Origin of the sequence: Salmonella sp. 5800 (assembly GCF_046558195.1) — a bacterium.
Classification (GTDB): Bacteria; Pseudomonadota; Gammaproteobacteria; order Enterobacterales; family Enterobacteriaceae; genus Salmonella; species Salmonella enterica.
In genome coordinates this window covers 1-16,775 of sequence record NZ_JBGDOX010000014.1, presented here as the reverse complement: position 1 = coordinate 16,775, position 16,775 = coordinate 1, and the positions used below count along the sequence as shown (strand labels likewise).

General features: G+C 53.1%; 16 protein-coding genes, 2 tRNA genes and 2 pseudogenes. 4 read left to right on the top strand and 16 right to left on the bottom strand.

Going from position 1 to position 16,775, the window contains the following annotated elements; genetic code table 11:
- Positions 1 to 23 precede the first annotated feature (23 nt).
- The 3 genes and pseudogenes from rep to ACLJZ5_RS20380 form a co-directional block, all read right to left on the bottom strand.
- Positions 24 to 2,048 carry a DNA helicase Rep gene (gene rep / locus ACLJZ5_RS20390; RefSeq protein ID WP_024798225.1) on the bottom strand — a complete coding sequence of 675 codons (2,025 nt, stop codon included), beginning with the start codon at positions 2,046 to 2,048 and terminating at the stop codon, positions 24 to 26.
- 99 nt (positions 2,049 to 2,147) lie between these two features.
- A pseudogene (locus ACLJZ5_RS20385) lies at positions 2,148 to 2,272 on the bottom strand (nicotinamide riboside transporter PnuC); the annotation flags it as partial.
- Positions 2,224 to 2,379, bottom strand: a pseudogene (locus ACLJZ5_RS20380) (Crp/Fnr family transcriptional regulator); the annotation flags it as partial. The pseudogenes ACLJZ5_RS20380 and ACLJZ5_RS20385, both read right to left, overlap by 49 nt.
- Positions 2,380 to 2,572: 193 nt before the next feature.
- Between ACLJZ5_RS20380 and ppiC the strand changes: the two are divergent.
- Positions 2,573 to 2,854, top strand: coding sequence for a peptidylprolyl isomerase PpiC (gene ppiC / locus ACLJZ5_RS20375; RefSeq protein ID WP_001096806.1), 282 nt, complete (start codon positions 2,573 to 2,575; stop codon positions 2,852 to 2,854).
- Positions 2,855 to 2,947: 93 nt separating this feature from the next.
- On the opposite strand, the gene ilvC is transcribed toward ppiC, so the two are convergent.
- Positions 2,948 to 4,423, bottom strand: coding sequence for a ketol-acid reductoisomerase (gene ilvC, locus ACLJZ5_RS20370; protein ID WP_000024943.1), 1,476 nt, complete (start codon positions 4,421 to 4,423; stop codon positions 2,948 to 2,950).
- 164 nt (positions 4,424 to 4,587) lie between these two features.
- On the opposite strand from ilvC, the gene ilvY reads away from it, so the two are divergent.
- Entirely contained in the window at positions 4,588 to 5,475 is an 888-nt protein-coding gene (gene ilvY / locus ACLJZ5_RS20365; protein ID WP_000365798.1) for an HTH-type transcriptional activator IlvY, read from the top strand.
- Positions 5,476 to 5,477: 2 nt separating this feature from the next.
- Here ilvY and ACLJZ5_RS20360 read toward each other — a convergent pair whose 3' ends face one another.
- From ACLJZ5_RS20360 to ilvL, 9 genes are all read right to left on the bottom strand, one after another.
- Positions 5,478 to 5,819, bottom strand: a complete 342-nt coding sequence (locus tag ACLJZ5_RS20360; protein WP_000560826.1) for a helix-turn-helix domain-containing protein — start codon at positions 5,817 to 5,819, stop codon at positions 5,478 to 5,480.
- Positions 5,816 to 6,133, bottom strand: a complete 318-nt coding sequence (locus tag ACLJZ5_RS20355) for a type II toxin-antitoxin system RelE/ParE family toxin (RefSeq protein ID WP_023218504.1) — start codon at positions 6,131 to 6,133, stop codon at positions 5,816 to 5,818. The genes ACLJZ5_RS20360 and ACLJZ5_RS20355 overlap by 4 nt, the downstream gene beginning before the upstream one ends.
- A gap of 282 nt (positions 6,134 to 6,415) precedes the next feature.
- On the bottom strand, positions 6,416 to 7,960 hold the full coding sequence (ilvA, locus tag ACLJZ5_RS20350; RefSeq protein ID WP_023232432.1) for a threonine ammonia-lyase, biosynthetic: 1,545 nt from the start codon (positions 7,958 to 7,960) through the stop codon (positions 6,416 to 6,418).
- Between the two features lie 2 nt (positions 7,961 to 7,962).
- Positions 7,963 to 9,813 (bottom strand): dihydroxy-acid dehydratase, encoded by a 1,851-nt coding sequence (gene ilvD / locus ACLJZ5_RS20345; RefSeq protein ID WP_024797612.1) that lies wholly within the window; start codon positions 9,811 to 9,813, stop codon positions 7,963 to 7,965.
- A 159-nt stretch (positions 9,814 to 9,972) separates the two neighbouring features.
- Positions 9,973 to 10,902: a branched-chain-amino-acid transaminase gene (ilvE, locus tag ACLJZ5_RS20340; protein ID WP_000208528.1), complete on the bottom strand. Its 930-nt coding sequence runs from the start codon at positions 10,900 to 10,902 to the stop codon at positions 9,973 to 9,975.
- Positions 10,903 to 10,919: 17 nt separating this feature from the next.
- Positions 10,920 to 11,183 (bottom strand): acetolactate synthase 2 small subunit, encoded by a 264-nt coding sequence (gene ilvM / locus ACLJZ5_RS20335; RefSeq protein WP_000983260.1) that lies wholly within the window; start codon positions 11,181 to 11,183, stop codon positions 10,920 to 10,922.
- A complete protein-coding gene (gene ilvG / locus ACLJZ5_RS20330; RefSeq protein ID WP_023206357.1) occupies positions 11,180 to 12,826 on the bottom strand; it encodes an acetolactate synthase 2 catalytic subunit in 1,647 nt (548 codons plus the stop codon). Before ilvG ends, ilvM begins: the two co-directional genes overlap by 4 nt.
- Positions 12,827 to 12,828: 2 nt before the next feature.
- Positions 12,829 to 12,879: a peptide IlvX gene (gene ilvX / locus ACLJZ5_RS20325; protein WP_192930503.1), complete on the bottom strand. Its 51-nt coding sequence runs from the start codon at positions 12,877 to 12,879 to the stop codon at positions 12,829 to 12,831.
- An 86-nt stretch (positions 12,880 to 12,965) separates the two neighbouring features.
- Positions 12,966 to 13,064 (bottom strand): ilv operon leader peptide, encoded by a 99-nt coding sequence (gene ilvL, locus ACLJZ5_RS20320; protein ID WP_001311244.1) that lies wholly within the window; start codon positions 13,062 to 13,064, stop codon positions 12,966 to 12,968.
- A gap of 351 nt (positions 13,065 to 13,415) precedes the next feature.
- Between ilvL and ACLJZ5_RS20315 the strand changes: the two genes are divergently transcribed.
- Positions 13,416 to 14,936, top strand: a complete 1,521-nt coding sequence (locus ACLJZ5_RS20315) for a YifB family Mg chelatase-like AAA ATPase (protein ID WP_000050210.1) — start codon at positions 13,416 to 13,418, stop codon at positions 14,934 to 14,936.
- A 24-nt stretch (positions 14,937 to 14,960) separates the two neighbouring features.
- Here the strand turns inward: ACLJZ5_RS20315 and maoP are convergent, their stop codons facing one another.
- Positions 14,961 to 15,299: a macrodomain Ori organization protein MaoP gene (maoP, locus tag ACLJZ5_RS20310; protein WP_000840996.1), complete on the bottom strand. Its 339-nt coding sequence runs from the start codon at positions 15,297 to 15,299 to the stop codon at positions 14,961 to 14,963.
- A gap of 106 nt (positions 15,300 to 15,405) precedes the next feature.
- On the opposite strand from maoP, the gene hdfR reads away from it, so the two are divergent.
- On the top strand, positions 15,406 to 16,254 hold the full coding sequence (hdfR, locus tag ACLJZ5_RS20305) for an HTH-type transcriptional regulator HdfR (RefSeq protein ID WP_001541181.1): 849 nt from the start codon (positions 15,406 to 15,408) through the stop codon (positions 16,252 to 16,254).
- A gap of 101 nt (positions 16,255 to 16,355) precedes the next feature.
- Here the strand turns inward: hdfR and ACLJZ5_RS20300 are convergent.
- Both ACLJZ5_RS20300 and ACLJZ5_RS20295 read right to left on the bottom strand, forming a co-directional pair.
- A tRNA-Trp gene (locus tag ACLJZ5_RS20300) sits at positions 16,356 to 16,431 on the bottom strand.
- An 8-nt stretch (positions 16,432 to 16,439) separates the two neighbouring features.
- A tRNA-Asp gene (locus tag ACLJZ5_RS20295) sits at positions 16,440 to 16,516 on the bottom strand.
- Between the last annotated feature and the right edge of the window lie 259 nt (positions 16,517 to 16,775).

The following is a 16,775-nucleotide window of genomic DNA, read 5'->3' as shown; positions in this document are numbered from 1 at the left end:
GGATGACGCTTCGCTTATCCGGCCTACGATTTCGCTCGCTTTGCCGCCATCATGGCTTTCAGATTAGCCAGGTGACTTTGCCCTTTTTGCATTCGCTCCTCAGCGCTTACCACTTTGCGCTCCTGCTCCCAGATTAAATCATCCTGCGGCAGTTCTAACAGGAAGCGACTGGGTTCCGGGCGCACCAGTTCCCCATACTGACGGCGCTCTTTACATAATGTAAAGGTGAGCTCTTTCTGCGCACGAGTGATCCCGACATAGGCCAGCCGACGCTCTTCCTCAATATTGTCTTCGTCAATGCTGCTTTGATGCGGCAAAAATCCTTCTTCCATTCCCACCATATAGACATACGGGAATTCCAGTCCTTTCGACGCATGAAGCGTCATCAACTGTACGTGATCCAGCTCTTCTTCGCTCTCGCCGCGCTCCATCATATCGCGCAGCGTAAAGCGTGTAACCACCTGGGTGAGCGTCATCGGCTCATCGAGTTCGTTGCCTTCCAGCATCTCAGTCATCCAGCTAAAGAGCTGATTAACGTTTTTCATACGCATTTCCGCCGCTTTGGGGCTCGGCGAGGTTTCGTACAACCAGGATTCATAGTCAATACCGTGGATGAGATCGCGCACGGCGGCGACAGGCTCGCGTTCGGCCAGACGCTGGATTTCCCCCAGCCAGTGGGTAAAACGCGTCAATGAATCGTAACCACGTCCGGTCAGCTTTTGGCTAAGTCCCATATCAAAGCTGGCGGTAAACAGGCTCTTATTACGCGTCATTGCCCATTCACCCAGCTTTTGCAGAGTAGCCGGACCGATTTCGCGTTTTGGCGTATTCACGATGCGCAGGAAAGCGCTGTCATCATCCGGGTTGGTCAACACCCGCAGGTAGGCCAGCAGGTCTTTAATCTCCGGACGGGAGAAGAATGAGGTGCCGCCGGAAATTTTGTACGGAATGCGGTTCTGCATGAGGAATTTTTCAAATACCCGCGACTGATGATTCCCGCGATACAGAATGGCGTAATCCTTGTACTGGGTCTTGTTCACAAAGTGATGGGCAATCAGTTCGCCGGTAACGCGCTCAGCTTCATGCTCTTCATTGTTTGCGCTTAACACTTTGAGTTCTGCGCCGTAACCGAGTTCGGAAAAGAGGCGCTTTTCAAAGACGTGCGGATTGTTGGCGATGAGAATATTCGCCGCTTTCAGGATGCGGCCCGAAGAACGATAGTTTTGCTCCAGCTTAATCACCTGCAGCGCCGGAAAGTCCTGGCTCAGTAACACCAGGTTTTGCGGACGCGCCCCGCGCCAGGAGTAGATAGACTGATCGTCATCGCCTACGACCGTAAAGCGCGCGCGTTGCCCGACCAGCAGCTTAACCAACTCATACTGGCTGGTGTTAGTATCCTGATATTCATCCACCAACAGATAACGAATTTTATTCTGCCAGCGCTCGCGCACCTCGTCATTGCGTTGCAGCAGCAGCGTCGGCAGCAAAATCAAATCATCAAAATCGAGAACGTTACATGCCTTCATATGGGCGTCGTAAAGCCCGTAGCAGTGGGCAAAAATACGATCGCGTTCACCTTTCGCCCCCGCCGCTGCCTGTGCAGGCGTTTTGAGATCGTTTTTCCAGTTGGAGATCGTGGAGATCAGCTGTTGCAACAGAACCTTGTCGTCTTCGATCAGGCCTTCGGTCAGCTCTTTGAGCAAGGCGACCTGGTCGGTATCGTCAAACAATGAAAAGTTCGATTTCATCCCCAGCGCAGCGTACTCGCGCTTAATAATATCCAGCCCTAGCGTATGAAAGGTGGAGATCATCAAACCGCGCGCTTCCTTACGGCCGAGCGTCTGCCCGACGCGTTCTTTCATCTCACGCGCTGCCTTGTTGGTAAACGTCACCGCCGCAATATGCCGGGCCTGATAGCCGCATCCGCGGATCAGGTGGGCGATTTTATTGGTAATTACGCGAGTTTTACCAGAACCCGCTCCTGCCAGCACCAGGCAGGGTCCGGTGACGAATTCGACAGCGTGTTGTTGGCCGGGATTTAAACGCATGGGAATAGTGCTCAATCTTCGAACGGGGGAGGGATTGTAGCAGAAAGCGAGGCCCAGAGAAGACCAGGCTGCTTTTTCAGGCAGCCTGGAAAAGGTCAATCAGCAGGCTCTGGCGGCAAGCGGCGTATAGCCATTACGCTGTGCGCTCTTGATCCAACTGTAAGAATCCCCGTCAGCAGAACATACTCAAGCGACATCGCATAAACGCCCTGTACTGCATGATTTCCAACGGGCAGTATTTGAGTAATTCATAGAGCACTGGGTCGCGTACGACCTGGCGTAGCCCTAAAAGCCAGTCGTCTGGAAATTCTGCGTTTTTCATTATGTTCATGGTATCTCGCCCCTTGTCAGAAAGGACAGGACCGCCGTCCCGCGCATCCGAAATACGCCCGCTAAAAATGCCGCTTATCTCCCGGTTCATTAAATCAGGCGGGACATCTGTCCTGTAATGGCGAAGAGTATATGTCTGACGGCCTAAGGAGTGATAAAGTGACGGCCAATCTTTGCGACGTGAGAACACAATAATGGCAAAAATGGCAGCAGCACTGCATATTCTTGTAAAAGAAGAGAAACTGGCTTTAGATCTTCTGGAGCAAATTAAAAACGGCGGCGATTTTGAGAAGCTGGCGAAGAAGCATTCTATCTGCCCATCCGGTAAAAAAGGCGGTCATTTAGGCGAATTTCGTCAGGGCCAGATGGTTCCGGCATTCGATAAAGTAGTCTTTTCCTGCCCGGTACTGGAGCCAACCGGCCCGCTGCATACTCAGTTCGGTTACCACATCATTAAAGTATTGTATCGCAAATAAAAAGCCGGGTGGCGGCTACGCCTTACCCGGCCTACATCGTCTGCTTGATTTTGTAGGTCGGGTAAGCGCTAGCGCCACCCGACACTGCCTACATTAACCCGCTACCGCAATACGCTTCATATCCGTCATATAGCCGCGCAGTTTCTTACCTACCTGCTCAATCGCATGACTACGAATCGCGTCGTTCACGTCGCGAAGCTGTGCGTTGTCTACCGCGCCTTCCGGGATAGCACTACCCAGATCGCCCGGTTGCAATTCCGCCATAAACGGTTTCAGCAGCGGTACGCAAGCGTAAGAGAACAGATAGTTACCGTATTCTGCGGTATCGGAGATAACCACGTTCATTTCGTACAGACGCTTACGGGCGATGGTGTTCGCGATCAGCGGCAGCTCGTGCAGTGATTCGTAGTAAGCGGATTCTTCGATGATGCCGGAATCGACCATGGTTTCGAACGCCAGCTCAACGCCCGCTTTCACCATCGCAATCATCAGCACGCCTTTATCGAAGTACTCCTGCTCGCCGATTTTACCTTCAAACTGCGGCGCGGTTTCGAACGCGGTTTTACCGGTCTCTTCACGCCAGGTCAGCAGTTTCTTATCGTCGTTAGCCCAGTCAGCCATCATGCCGGAAGAGAATTCGCCGGAGATGATGTCATCCATGTGTTTCTGGAACAGCGGCGCCATGATCTCTTTCAATTGTTCGGACAGCGCGTAAGCACGCAGTTTCGCCGGGTTAGACAGACGGTCCATCATCAGAGTGATACCACCCTGCTTCAGCGCTTCGGTGATGGTTTCCCAGCCGAACTGAATCAGTTTTTCCGCGTATGCCGGGTCGGTGCCTTCTGCCACCAGCTTGTCGAAGCACAGCAGGGAGCCGGCCTGCAGCATACCGCACAGAATAGTCTGCTCGCCCATCAGGTCGGATTTCACTTCTGCAACGAAAGAAGATTCCAGTACGCCCGCACGGTGACCGCCGGTGGCCGCCGCCCAGGCTTTCGCAATCGCCATACCTTCGCCTTTCGGGTCGTTTTCCGGGTGAACGGCGATCAGCGTCGGCACGCCGAAACCACGTTTGTACTCTTCACGCACTTCGGTGCCCGGGCATTTCGGCGCTACCATCACCACGGTGATGTCTTTACGGATCTGCTCTCCCACTTCCACGATGTTGAAGCCGTGGGAGTAGCCCAGCGCCGCGCCGTCTTTCATCAGCGGCTGTACGGAGCGCACCACGTCGGAGTGCTGTTTGTCCGGCGTCAGGTTAACCACCAGATCCGCCTGCGGGATCAGCTCTTCGTAGGTGCCTACTTTGAAGCCGTTTTCGGTCGCTTTACGCCAGGAAGCACGCTTCTCAGCAATCGCTTCTTTACGCAGGGCGTAGGAAATATCCAGACCGGAGTCACGCATGTTCAGGCCCTGGTTCAGACCCTGAGCGCCACAGCCGACGATGACCACTTTTTTACCCTGCAGGTAGCTCGCGCCGTCGGCGAATTCGTCGCGGCCCATAAAGCGACATTTACCCAGCTGCGCCAGCTGCTGGCGCAGATTCAGTGTATTAAAGTAGTTAGCCATGATGGTGTACTCCGTGATGTTGTGTTGTCGCGCTTATTGTTCGGTTTACAGATTGCTATCTGTGTGAATGAACCCACATTACAACAGGAAATTTATTGCGGAAATTGATATATTCACAACGTTATGTTGCGGTTTATGCAACGTCAAAAACCGGAGGTCTGTCTGTGGATTTACGCGATCTAAAAACCTTCCTGCATCTGGCGGAAAGCCGCCACTTTGGCCGCAGCGCGCGGGCGATGCACGTCAGCCCCTCCACGCTCTCCCGGCAGATCCAGCGGCTGGAAGAAGATCTCGGCCAGCCGCTGTTTGTGCGTGATAACCGCACGGTCACGCTGACCGAAGCCGGCGAAGAGCTGCGAGTGTTTGCCCAACAGACGCTTTTGCAATATCAGCAGTTGCGCCATACCCTCGATCAGCAGGGGCCGTCCCTTTCCGGCGAACTCCATATCTTCTGTTCAGTGACCGCAGCATACAGTCATCTGCCGCCGATCCTCGACCGTTTTCGCGCCGAACACCCTTCTGTTGAAATCAAATTGACGACCGGAGACGCTGCCGATGCGATGGAAAAGGTGGTAACGGGAGAAGCGGACCTGGCAATCGCCGGCAAACCAGAAACGCTGCCCGGCGCGGTGGCGTTTTCGATGCTGGAAAATCTGGCGGTGGTGCTGATCGCCCCGGCGCTGCCCTGCCCGGTGCGTAATCAGGTTTCGGTTGATAAGCCCGACTGGTCGACGGTGCCGTTTATCATGGCCGATCAGGGGCCGGTACGCCGCCGCATTGAGCTGTGGTTTCGCCGCCATAAAATCAGCAATCCGCAGATTTACGCCACCGTCGGCGGTCATGAAGCGATGGTCTCAATGGTGGCGCTGGGCTGCGGCGTGGCGCTGCTGCCGGAAGTGGTGCTGGAAAACAGCCCGGAACCAGTGCGCAATCGGGTGATGATTTTAGAGCGCAGCGACGAAAAAACGCCGTTTGAACTGGGCGTCTGCGCGCAAAAAAAGCGGCTGCATGAGCCGCTAATTGATGCGTTCTGGAAGATTTTACCGAATTAGTTTTACGGCCCTACCATTACCCGAACAGGCTTCCCAATACGGCTAAGCATATTCACCAGAGCATCAATGGTGAATTTGCTGCATTTCTTGTTGACGACATCAGAAACGCGCGGTCGGGATATATGCAAAACTGTAGCAACCTCGGCTTGCTTCATCTGGTTTCGCGTAATCCAGAGGGTAATTTCTTCCATGAGCTGTTCTTTAATGGCTAACGTGTTTTCGATTTCACTCAGGGAATCAGCGTAAAACTTTTCTGCGTCCTGCTTATGAAACCCCAAATCAGCAAAAACATTACCGCCAGATGGCGTCACATGGCGAATATCACTATCAGTTTTGGCAATCACAAGCTGTTTCTCCGTTGTTGCACCAGCCGGTTATAACGCGTTCTGGCGATGTTTTTATCGTGCTGACTGGTTTGTTGCGTCTGTTTTTGGAAACTATGCAAAACGTAGAGTGCTTCTTCAAACTTAGCGACATACATAACGCGATAGATACCATTGTTGTCACGAATCCGAATTTCATTTACCCCAGTCCCAATTTCTGAAAACAGTTTCCAGTCATCCGGTTCAATTCCATATTGAATTTTATGAAGCTGATAACCGACTGCTTTACGTACCGTTATGGGAAAAGCCAGGAGATCCTCCAGAGAAGATCCCACTCATCGAATTTCTTTTTCATTGGAGAGAGCTCGGGTGAGTAACATAACATCCTTGTGTATAAAATTTTATACATTGTTTTTAACAGGTGCAAGTGATAGCGGTGCTAACGATATGGTGAGCCGAGTTTCACCACAAGCAGATTGGGCGCCTTCTGGAAAACGTCTCGCAAAATTAAATGAGTGGATGCTCCGGGCTGGCAGAAAAGCCCAATAACTGAGGGAAGATCATATCTGGATATCAGGCCCACTTTACTTTGTGGGCCTGAAAAACTAAACGCTGAATTAACCCGCCAGAAAGAACCGGAACGCCGGGTTATTGCTCTCATCATGGCATTCATAGCCCAGCTCATGCAGCCGGGTTTCGAAATCCGGCTCATGATCGCCTAACTCGAACGCCGCCAGCACGCGACCATAATCGGTACCGTGGCTGCGGTAATGGAATAGCGAAATATTCCAGTGCGTGCCAAGCGTATGCAGGAATTTGAGCAACGCGCCGGGCGACTCTGGAAATTCAAAGCTGTAGAGGCGTTCCTGTAGCGGATGGGATGGACGCCCACCGACCATATAGCGCACATGCAGCTTCGCCATTTCATCGTCGGAGAGATCCACTACGCTATAACCGCCGTCGCACAGTTGGGTGATAATCTCTTTTCGCTCCTCTAGCCCCTGACTGACGCGTACGCCGACAAAAATACAGGCATTTTTCGCGTCGGCAAAACGGTAGTTAAATTCGGTGACCATACGCCCGCCAAGCAACTGGCAGAATTTGAGGAAGCTCCCCTTTTCTTCCGGAATGGTCACCGCCAGTAACGCTTCGCGCTGTTCCCCCAGCTCGCAGCGTTCAGACACATAGCGCAAGCCGTGGAAGTTGACGTTGGCGCCGGAAAGGACGTGCGCCAGGCGTTCGCCGCGAATATTGTGCTGGGCGATATATTTTTTCATCCCCGCCAGCGCCAGCGCGCCGGACGGTTCCGCCACCGCACGCACATCTTCAAACAGATCTTTCATCGCCGCGCAGATAGCGTCGCTATCCACGGTGACAATATCATCAAGGTATTCCTGACACAGCCGGAACGTTTCGTCGCCGATGCGTTTTACCGCTACGCCTTCAGCAAATAACCCAACGCGCGGGAGATCTACTGGATGACCGGCTTCCAACGCCGCTTTCAGGCAGGCGGAATCCTCCGCTTCGACGGCAATCACTTTGATTTGCGGCATCAATTGTTTGATCAGTACCGCTACGCCCGCCGCCAGGCCGCCGCCGCCAACCGGCACAAAGACACGATCGAGATGCGAATCCTGCTGAAGCAGTTCCAGCGCCAGCGTGCCCTGCCCGGCGATCACCATTGGGTGATCAAACGGCGGCACCCAGGTAAAACCCTGCTGCTGCGCCAGCTCAATAGCTTTCGCTTTCGCTTCATCAAAATTAGCGCCGTGCAACAGCACTTCGCCGCCAAAACCGCGTACCGCATCGACTTTAATATCCGCCGTTGCTTTTGGCATGACGATCAGCGACTTCACGCCAAGCCGCGCGGAGGAGAACGCCACGCCCTGTGCATGGTTCCCCGCCGACGCGGTAATCACGCCGTGGGCTTTTTGTTCTTCGGTCAATCCGGCCATCATCGCGTAAGCGCCGCGCAGCTTAAAGCTATGTACCGGCTGCCGGTCTTCGCGTTTGACGAGAATAACGTTATCCAGACGTGACGAGAGCTTTTCCATTTTTTGCAGCGGCGTCACCTGCGCCGCTTCGTATACTGGCGCGCGTAGCACCGCGCGCAGATACTCCGCCCCTTCCGGCGCGACTGACAGTGGTTGAGATTCCGCCATCATCAACCTCCCAGTTTCGATTTATCGCGCACCGCGCCTTTATCGGCGCTGGTCGCCAGGCTGGCGTAGGCACGCAGGGCAAACGAAACCTGACGCTGACGATTTTTCGGCGTCCAGGCTTTGTCGCCACGAGCCTCCTGCGCCTCGCGGCGTGCGGCGATTTCAGCCTCACTCAACTGCAACTGAATGCTGCGGTTCGGGATATCAATCGCAATGGTGTCGCCATCTTCAATCAGCGCAATAGTGCCGCCGCTGGCCGCTTCCGGCGAGACGTGGCCGATGGAAAGACCCGAAGTACCGCCGGAAAAACGCCCATCAGTGATGAGCGCGCAGGCTTTGCCCAGCCCCATCGACTTCAGGAAACTGGTCGGATAGAGCATTTCCTGCATTCCCGGCCCGCCTTTCGGCCCTTCGTAGCGGATAACGACTACATCGCCTTCCACTACTTTGCCGCCGAGAATCGCCTCTACCGCGTCGTCCTGGCTTTCATACACTTTAGCCGGGCCGGTAAATTTAAGGATGCTGTCATCCACGCCTGCGGTTTTCACAATGCAGCCGTTTTCGGCGAAGTTGCCATACAGCACCGCCAGACCGCCGTCTTTGCTATAGGCATATTCCAGCGAGCGGATGCAACCCGCTGCGCGGTCGTCATCTAGCGAATCCCAGCGACAATCCTGCGAGAACGCCTGGGTAGTACGGATACCGGCAGGGCCAGCACGGAACATTTTTTTAACCGCTTCGTCCTGCGTAATCGTGATGTCGTACTGTTCCAGCGTTTGTGGCAGCGTCAGGCCTAATACGTTTTTCACGTTGCGGTTCAGCAGCCCGGCGCGATCCAGCTCGCCTAAAATGCCCAGCACACCGCCGGCACGGTGAACGTCTTCCATATGGTATTTCTGGGTACTTGGCGCCACTTTACACAACTGCGGCACCTTGCGGGACAGCTTGTCGATATCACTCATGGTGAAGTCGATTTCCGCTTCCTGCGCCGCCGCCAGTAGATGCAGAACGGTATTGGTCGAACCGCCCATCGCAATATCCAGCGTCATCGCATTCTCAAACGCCGCCTTGTTGGCAATGCTTCGTGGCAGTGCGCTTTCGTCATCCTGCTCGTAATAGCGTTTAGTCAGTTCAACAATCCGCTTACCGGCATTGAGGAACAACTGCTTCCGGTCAGCATGGGTCGCCAGCAGCGAACCGTTGCCCGGCTGCGACAGGCCCAGCGCTTCGGTCAGGCAATTCATGGAGTTAGCGGTAAACATGCCGGAGCAGGAGCCGCAGGTTGGACAGGCGGAGCGCTCCACCTGGTTACTTTGATCGTCAGAGACTTTCGGGTCCGCTCCCTGAATCATGGCATCAACCAGATCGAGCTTGATGATCTGATCGGACAGTTTGGTTTTCCCGGCTTCCATCGGTCCGCCGGAAACAAAGATCACCGGAATATTCAGGCGCAGCGAGGCCATGAGCATCCCTGGGGTGATTTTGTCGCAGTTAGAGATACACACCATCGCGTCAGCGCAGTGAGCGTTCACCATGTACTCCACGGAGTCGGCGATCAGCTCGCGCGACGGCAGTGAATAGAGCATACCCCCGTGCCCCATGGCGATCCCGTCATCCACGGCAATAGTGTTGAACTCTTTCGCCACACCGCCGGAAGCTTCAATCTGTTCGGCGACCAGCTTACCGAGATCGCGCAGATGAACGTGACCCGGCACAAATTGAGTGAATGAGTTCACCACGGCGATAATCGGTTTGCCAAAATCACTGTCGGTCATTCCGGTGGCGCGCCACAACGCGCGGGCACCCGCCATATTACGACCATGGGTGGTGGTGGCGGAACGGTACTTAGGCATGCTTTATTTACTCCCCATCTTTTCCCTTCATACTTCACGCCACAGGTGCGTTGGCTGCCTCACTCACCCCAGTCACTTACTACAGTAAGTCCTGGGGATTCGCTGCGTTGCCGCCTTCCTGTGACGCAAATTATTTTGGGAAAATATTAATTTTATTTATTATGAATTTACCGGATCCAACCAGCCCCATTTATCCTCGGTTTCTCCAGTAAAGAGACCAAAGAAGGCTTGTTGAATACGCTTGGTAACAGGGCCGCAACGGCCTTCACCTACCTGGATACCATCAACGCTGCGTACCGGAGTAATTTCTGCCGCGGTTCCGGACATAAACACTTCGTCGGCCAGATACAGCGATTCACGGGACAGCACCTGCTCGCGCACTTCAATACCCAGCTCTTTCGCCAGTTTGATGATCGCATCGCGAGTAATGCCTGGCAGCGCGGAAGAGGTAAACGGCGGAGTAAACAGCACGCCATCTTTTACCTCAAACAGGTTTTCGCCTGCGCCTTCGGAGATATAGCCGTTTACATCCAGGGCGATGCCTTCCTGATAGCCGTGGCGGCGCGCTTCGCTACCCACCAGCAGTGAGGAAAGATAGTTACCGCCCGCTTTCGCGGCGGTTGGAATGGTGTTCGGCGCAGCGCGATTCCAGGAAGAAACCATCGCATCGATCCCCTGATCCAGCGCTTCGGCGCCCAGGTATGCCCCCCACGGGAACGCGGCGATGATGACGTCAGTGGTGTATCCCGGGGGCGGGTTAACGCCCATACCGACATCGCCGACAAATACCAACGGACGGATATAGGCGCTGGTCAGATTATTTTTACGAATTACGTCGCGGCAGGCTTCCATCAGCTCATCAATGCTCTGGGAAACCGGAAAACGATAAATTTTTGCTGAGTCGCGCAGGCGCTGCATATGTTCACGATGACGAAACACTACCGGGCCTTTGTGAGAGTCGTAGCACCGAATCCCTTCAAATACCGACGTACCGTAGTGCAGCGCGTGAGACATTACGTGAACCTTCGCGTCTTCCCAGCGCACCATCTCGCCATTGAACCAAATGTAATCAGCTTTTTTCGTCGTCATTTTTCTTCCTTTTGCGCTCAGGCGCGGATTTGTTGTGATGTGGCAGCGCTCTGGCAGATTGCGACATGCGCAACATCTACCAGTTTACTTAACTGACTAAACAGTAAGTCGACCGACCGGGGACTGGCAACGGTCAATTCAATATTTATATTCTGCGCATCGGTCGCGGCTTCCATATTCATGGAGCACACCTGAAAACCACGATGGCGTACCACGCGTAAAACACGTTCTAAGGTTTCTGGATTAAAGCGTGCCGATACATTGACCTGATGTTGCATCATGATAATTTCTCCAGCATTTCAGAGTTACTGGCGCCAGGCGGCACCAACGGCCAGACATTTTCAAGTTCGTCGATTGAGACGTGAAGCAGGTACGGCCCTTCGCTTGCCAACATCGTGTCGAGTGCCGCTTCAACCTGGTCTTTACGAGTAATGTGCTGGCCTGGAATGCCGAAGGCGCTGGCCAGCATGAGGAAATCGGGGTTATCGGTCAGGGTGGTTTCGCTATATCGCTCCTGGAAAAACAGTTGCTGCCATTGTCGAACCATCCCTAACCGCTGGTTGTCGAGTAAGACTATCTTCAACGGTAACTGCTTGCGTTTTACGGTGCCCAACTCCTGAACATTCATCATGAAAGAGCCGTCACCGGAGATACAGATAACGGTATCATTCGGTCGCGCTACCTGTGCGCCAACGGCCGCCGGTAAGCCGAATCCCATCGTCCCCAGACCGCTGGAAGTGATGAAGTTCTCCGGGCGGGTGTAAGTCATATGCTGGGCTGACCACATCTGATGCTGCCCCACATCCGTCGTCACCACGCTGTCTGCGGGTTTGCGTTCCGACAATTGCTTCAACAACAACGGCGCATAGATAGTCTCGCCAGGATGGTCATAGCGCCAGGCGTGTTCTGCGCGCAGCTCTGCACAGGACTGACGCCATGCGTCGATCTTCAGCGGTTGCTGTAATGCCGGCAACAGCGAATTTAAATCGCCCTGCAACGCGACGTGTGCCTGACGCAGTTTGTTCATTTCCGCCGGGTCGATATCCATATGGATTACGCTGGCGTTCGGCGCAAACGTATTCAGCTTACCGGTCACCCGGTCATCAAAACGTGCACCAACGGCGATCAGTAAATCACACTCTTGCACCGCGAAATTAGCCGCTTTAGTACCGTGCATTCCCAGCATGCCCAGATAGTACGGATAATCAGCTTCAACAGCCCCCAGCCCTTTCAGCGTGCAGGTAACTGGCATTTGCGTTACCGCGATAAATTTACGCAGCGCCGGAACCGCCTGCGCCATACCAACTCCACCGCCGACGTACAGCATGGGTTTTTTCGCCTGTTCCAGCATCTGGCGCGCCTGTTCCACATCAGCCTGCGGGAATGTCGCTTCGTTAGCAACGGTAGTGAACCAGGGCTCCAGCGCTCCGCTGGCTAACTGGATATCTTTCGGGATATCCACCAGAACCGGGCCAGGACGACCAGCGTTGGCGACTTCAAAAGCCTCCGCCATGATGCGCGGCAACTCTTCCAGCGACTGCACCAGGAAGCTGTGTTTGGTACAAGCCAGCGACAGGCCTAACACATCCACCTCCTGGAACGCATCAGTGCCGATGAACGGGGCGGAAACCTGACCCGTGATCGCGACGACGGGGACCGAATCTAACAACGCATCCGCCAGGCCAGTGATCAGGTTAGTGGCGCCAGGGCCGGAAGTAGCGATACAAACACCGGTTTTGCCGGTAGAACGGGCATAACCGATTGCCGCCATTGCGGCACCCTGCTCGTGTCGGCACAACAAATGCTCCACACCACCGTCATACAACGCGTCGTAAACCGGCATAATTGCGCCGCCAGGATAACCAAATACGGTTTTCACCCCCTGCGCTCGCAAAGCATGTACCACCCACTGTGCCCCGTTCATAGTTACATCCCCGTCGTAAATCTTGAGAAACAGAATTTTATGCTGTTATTCACGCTCTGCTCCTCGCTTAAGTTTTTCAGGCCAAAAAAAACCCCCGGACCTTTCGGTGCGGGGGTCTTAGTTCGTTAAGGCTTGATTTCTAAGCCTTTCCTCGTCCAAGTGCAGCCCCGCACGGTGGGATAATAATCACCACCACGCTAATCACGACCAGGCTAATCACTCGTAGAAGGGCTGTCATTTTTGTCTATTCTTGCATCTTGTTCGAAGGAATACCTAAAGAGTTACCATAGGTTTTGCCAATAGCACAAGATATTTTTTTAACCACGTTTCAGATAATGCAGGTGAATGCCTAAAAGGGCTTTGTTTTTTATAAGAAAAATTAGCAACTGAAAAATTTTCACGTTTTCCTCCCCCTTTTGGTGCGCTTTACACCCTGTTTTCCTTCTTTTCGCTTCTGCGAGCGTTCTTCCAGTTTGATGTTTCTTACCTGAAAATGACGCCAAAATTCAGGAATCAGCCGCTAAAAAACCAAAAATCAGTAATTCGATTTTCTCTTTTATTCCGCATAATCCACGTAACAGGAGGGATTATGTCACTGGCGATTGTTCATACCCGCGCCGCACTTGGCGTCAATGCGCCGCCTATCACTATAGAGGTGCATATCAGTAATGGATTACCGGGATTAACCATGGTTGGCCTACCGGAAACCACGGTAAAAGAGGCGCGTGACCGGGTACGTAGTGCGATTATTAATAGCGGATATGAATTTCCGGCTAAAAAAATAACCATTAACCTTGCTCCAGCCGATCTACCGAAAGAGGGCGGAAGGTATGACCTGCCTATTGCTGTTGCGCTTCTGGCCGCGTCTGAGCAGCTTACAGCGTCGAATCTTGAGGCATATGAGCTGGTGGGTGAGTTAGCGCTTACAGGCGCATTACGTGGCGTTCCTGGCGCAATATCAAGTGCAACGGAAGCCATCAAGGCCGGCAGAAATATTATCGTCGCAACAGAGAACGCGGCGGAGGTTGGGCTTATCAGCAAAGAAGGATGTTTTATCGCCGATCATCTACAAACCGTCTGCGCCTTTCTGGAAGGGAAACACGCCCTGGAAAGACCTTTAGCTCAGGATATGGCATCGCCTACCGCAACTGCCGATCTTCGCGATGTGATCGGTCAGGAGCAGGGTAAACGCGGCCTGGAGATTACAGCGGCAGGGGGACATAATCTGCTATTGATCGGCCCGCCGGGTACGGGTAAAACCATGCTGGCCAGTCGACTAAGCGGGATTCTTCCACCATTAAGCAATGAAGAGGCGTTGGAAAGCGCCGCGATCCTCAGTCTGGTTAATGCCGATACGGTACAAAAACGATGGCAGCAACGTCCCTTTCGCTCACCTCATCATAGCGCCTCACTTACTGCTATGGTCGGCGGCGGCGCAATACCCGCACCGGGAGAGATATCGCTGGCGCACAACGGAATTTTGTTCCTTGATGAATTGCCTGAATTTGAACGACGCACACTGGATGCGCTACGTGAACCTATAGAATCCGGTCAAATTCATTTATCCCGTACCAGAGCGAAAATAACGTATCCTGCCAGGTTCCAGTTAATCGCCGCAATGAATCCCAGCCCGACCGGACATTATCAGGGAAACCATAATCGCTGCACGCCAGAACAGACACTACGTTACCTTAATCGGTTGTCAGGCCCGTTTCTTGATCGTTTTGACCTTTCGCTTGAGATACCGCTTCCACCGCCCGGGATTCTTAGCCAACACGCCTCAAAGGGTGAGAGCAGCGCTACGGTAAAAAAGCGGGTCATCGCCGCCCATGAACGGCAGTACCGACGCCAGAAGAAGTTAAACGCGCGTCTGGAGGGTCGCGAAATCCAAAAATATTGTGTTTTGCATCACGATGACGCTCGCTGGCTTGAAGACACGCTGGTGCATCTTGGATTATCCATTCGCGCCTGGCAGCGTTTACTAAAAGTGGCCAGAACCATTGCCGACATAGAACTGGCTGACCAGATCTCGCGCCAGCATTTGCAGGAGGCGGTAAGCTATCGGGCGATAGACAGGTTGTTAATTCATTTGCAAAAGCTGCTGGCGTAAAAAAAGGGCATTACGCCCTTTTTATTAATCATCAGCTTCGGTGTAGTCTTCTGCGCCTTCAACTTGCGGCTTGCCGCCAGACAAGGTGTGGAAGCGTTTTGGACGCTTGATACGCGTCATATACTTGGACCAGACGCGTTCTGCATCCGTTACCGGCTCGCGTTCACCGCGACATACCGCTACAAACAGCTTCTCTTCTTCAGTCACAGGCTCACGCTTGCCAAGATCCAGATCATTAAAGGCATGACCATGACGCTCAAGCAGTTGTGCCTCTTTAATCGTGAAATCACCGTGACGAGAGAATCCACGTGGATAATGTTTATTGTCAAAATATCGATTAGTCGTCGTAAAGCTTTCCGCCATCCTGCACGCTCCTAATTCTTTGTCTGAGCTATTTATGGCGCGGAGTATTAGTTACGCTTGACAGAGTGTAAAACAAAACATTTAAATCATAACGACAAATAATTTTGTGGAGAGCACAGTGGATACGGAATTGTTAAAAACTTTCCTGGAAGTTAGCCGGACACGCCATTTCGGGCGGGCCGCAGAAGCACTTTACCTGACGCAATCCGCGGTGAGCTTTCGTATCAGGCAACTGGAGAATCAACTGGGCGTAAACCTTTTTACGCGGCACAGAAACAATATCCGTTTAACCACGGCTGGCGAAAAACTTTTACCGTATGCGGAAACGCTGATGAATACGTGGCAGGCGGCACGTAAAGAGGTGGCGCATACCTCACGACATAACGAGTTTTCCATCGGCGCCAGCGCGTCTTTATGGGAGTGTATGCTTAACGCCTGGCTGGGGCGACTGTACCAACTACAGGAGCCGCAAAGCGGCCTGCAGTTCGAAGCCAGAATCGCTCAACGGCAATCGCTTGTGAAGCAACTTCATGAACGCCAGCTTGATCTCCTCATTACTACCGAAGCGCCCAAAATGGATGAGTTCAGCAGTCAGCTGTTAGGGCACTTCACTTTGGCGTTATATTGCAGCAGCCCTGCCCGTAAGAAATCAGAACTCAATTATCTGCGGCTGGAGTGGGGACCAGACTTCCAACAGCATGAAACAGGGCTGATCGCAGCAGATGAAGTGCCGGTATTAACAACCAGCTCAGCCGAACTCGCCCGACAGCAGCTTAGCGCATTAAATGGCTGTAGCTGGCTTCCTGTAAACTGGGCAAATGAAAAGGGCGGATTACATACCGTTGCCGACAGCGCAACGCTTTCACGGCCGCTATACGCCATTTGGCTGCAAAACAGCGATAAATACTCGCTGATCTGCGATCTGTTAAAAACGGATGTGCTGGATGAACAATGAAAATGATGAAAAGAAAAAGAAGGGAACTTACGATTACCTGACCAGGTAATCAGGTAATTTCAGGCAAAAAAAAATCCTTAGCAGATGCTAAGGATTATTTCTGGCAGGGGCGGAGAGACTCGAACTCCCAACACCCGGTTTTGGAGACCGGTGCTCTACCAATTGAACTACGCCCCTAATTAGGGTGGCGGAACGGACGGGACTCGAACCCGCGACCCCCTGCGTGACAGGCAGGTATTCTAACCAACTGAACTACCGCTCCACCGAATTCTTTTACAACCACTGATTTTTACATCAGTTTACTGCTTAATTTGATGCCTGGCAGTTTATGAATCACTTCGTGATTCACCCTTCGGGCCGTTGCTTCGCAACGTTCAAAAGCTTTCGCTTTTGTCCTACTCTCTGTCGAGTAGTGAACTGCCCCGAAAGTTAATGCCATACTTCTAATTTGATGCCTGGCAGTTCCCTACTCTCGCATGGGGAGACCCCACACTACCATCGGCGCTACGGCGTTTCACTTC